Here is a 2608-nt window from a genome sequence, read left to right on the forward strand (position 1 = left end):
CCTGCGCCATCCAAAACCATCCGCACGGCACGTTCGCGCACTTCAGGTGAATATTTGTTCGTTGTTTTGTTCATGATGCTCCATCCTACTCATGAGTTGGAGCCTCCGGCAAACCTGGCGCGGTTCACTGCCGCGCGTGGAGTGTGATCGATAGTGTCCGCTTAGCATAGCGGACGCTATGGGGATGCGAATGGCACGACGAACGAAGCGGCTTTGAACGGATCAAGAGAAGCAGTCGATCTGGTTCCAGAGGACCGCAGCGCGTGTTTCGGTTGCGCAGTTTGCGCGGCGGTACGCGATGAATCCCAATATGATCTTCTAATGATTGCGTGATCCCCGGTACGCGGCTAATCCTGAAATGGCGGTTGATGATGTATCCGCTGATAAGCCCTACTTCCTGCCCGTTTAGATTGTTGATCGGGCCCGAAGTGATGGCGCACCTTCAACGATGGATGGAGTGCCCGTTCAGAGTGCCGTTGAGATCCACCGCGGGCGGTCGCCGCCTTCGGATCAATGGTGCTTATGGCCGAGAAATAGCTAAAAGTTGGTGATGGCCCGTGAGGGCTGCATATCATGGCGGTGTTGCAGACGCCGTCAGTTCTCCGCAGAGAAAATGATATGCCGTATGACCAAGACTAGCACTACAAGCTTGCCCGACCCATCTGGATTATCACGGAATGCGCTTTTGCCGAACACCTGGACAGTAAAGTGACAGGGCGTCAGGCCCTTCTTGGGAAACAGGTGCCGAAGAGGTGGAACCTCACCGCAGGGAGTTCACAGGCCGCCGACAGATCCAGGGAATGACTCGGAAATCCGGTCGCTCAGTGTTTGGGTCAGGCGGTCTGGAACACCTTGCGGTACCAGTTTCCCTTCAATCCACCAAAAGCAGCAAGTGCTGAGGAAAACTGCGGGAAAATGGCCATCATACTATTACTATGGGTATTGAATATTTCTGGCTGGCCGTGACGCGCCAGGGCCTCGTCCAAAGCGTCTATGCAACAATCGGCTTCCAGCGAGATCGATACCCGCCAAGATAGGACCCGACGCGTGAACCCGTCCAGAACGGCGGCCAGATAGATAAACCCCCGCGCCATCGGAATGTAGGGAATGTCCATAGCCCAGACCTGATTGGGCCGGTTGATTGGCAGCTTTCTGAGCAGATAAGGGGAGATCTTGTGGCCCGGGGCCGGTTTGGACGTAGTCGGCTTCCGATACAGCGCTTCGATGCCCATGCGCTTCATCAGCCTGCGCACATGTCGCCGCCCGACGCCGAAGCCCTCCTGAACAAGTCGCCCTTGCAACATGCGGCTGGCCGCACAAGGGAACGCCATGTGCAGCCTGTCGATCAGGGTCGCATCCGTTTCAGATCCACGTCCGAGACCGGGCGCGGCCGATCATAGACACGACCCCGGCGGATCCCAAGCACTGTGGCCTGGCGGCGAATGCTGAGCGTCGCGGACGGGTCAATCATTTTCGTGCACTCGGCAACAGACCCGCCTTGCCGCGTGCGCCGGACGAAAAAATCGTTCTCCAGCGCCAGCTCTCCGAACTTCGCGTGCAGGGTCTTCACATCAATGGGCGGTTCAGGGTCGCTTTTGACAGCATCTCCGAAGACACCTATCGCACCCTCAAGAAGCGGATCGCGCCACTGCTAAATCTGGTTCGGGTGGAGGTCAAATTCCTGGGCCAACTCGATCATGGTCTTCTCACCCTTGATCGCTGCCACCGCTACTTTTGCCTTAAATGCCGGGCTATGCTTCCGGCGTGGCCGTCTCGTCATGGTCATCTCCTCGCTCGCAGCATCATGCTGCCGTTGCGCGGAAAATCCACTTAGAACCGTTGTTCAGATTTCTGCAGCCTCCTCTCAATGGGTTCTATAATCCGCGCCGGTGGCACTCTTTGCTAGGTGGCAAAAGCCCCTTGGCATTCGAGCGAATGGCCGCATAAACGCGTTGAGAGACCGGAACGTCAGCGAGACAAGGCCAGTGGGCCCTGTGTGCGCCAACACCGGGCAGCACCCGCAAAACGGCCGCTGATCATACGGATGTGTCCGTCCGGTGTTGGCGCGGTCTCAGGCGTTTTCGACCTGCCAGTTCCACGGCATGAGCTCGTCGATGCGATTGATCTTGTGATCAGGCAGGCGCTGGAGGACCCATGTGAGCCACGCTTCGGGGTCGACGTCGTTCATCTTGGCGGTCTCGATGAGGGTGTAGGCGATGGCGGCGGCTTTTCCGCCGCCGATTGACCCCATGAACAGGTAATTCTTGCGGCCGAGGGCAATGGGGCGGATCGATCGCTCGCAGATGTTGTTGTCGAGTTCGAGGCGGCCGTCGTCGAGATAACCGCGGGCTTTGGGCATACGGTTCAGGGCATAGCGGATGGCTTCGGCCAATTTGGTCTTGCCGGAGATCTTGCGCAGCTGTGCCTGCAGCCAAAGTTCCAGATCGTCAAAGGCAGGCTTGGCCTTGGCCAGCCGCAGGGGAGAAACGCGCGAAAGTTGGTGATGCCCTGAGGGGCGGCATATCATGGCGGAGTTCAGACGCCGTCAATTCTCAGCCGAGAAAAGGATATGCCACATGTCAGAGTCTACCATCACCCAACTGCCCGA

Annotated in this window: 2 pseudogenes; both read right to left on the minus strand. The window is 57.9% G+C overall.

From position 1 onward, the window contains the following. Positions 1 to 845: 845 nt before the first annotated feature. A pseudogene (locus BV911_RS20165) lies at positions 846 to 1780 on the minus strand (IS3 family transposase); the annotation flags it as partial. Between the two features lie 291 nt (positions 1781 to 2071). Next, positions 2072 to 2479 (minus strand): annotated as a pseudogene (locus tag BV911_RS18585) (transposase); the annotation flags it as partial. Between the last annotated feature and the right edge of the window lie 129 nt (positions 2480 to 2608).

The organism is Pseudoruegeria sp. SK021, from assembly GCF_002119405.1.
In the GTDB taxonomy this organism is placed as follows: domain Bacteria; phylum Pseudomonadota; class Alphaproteobacteria; order Rhodobacterales; family Rhodobacteraceae; genus Meridianimarinicoccus.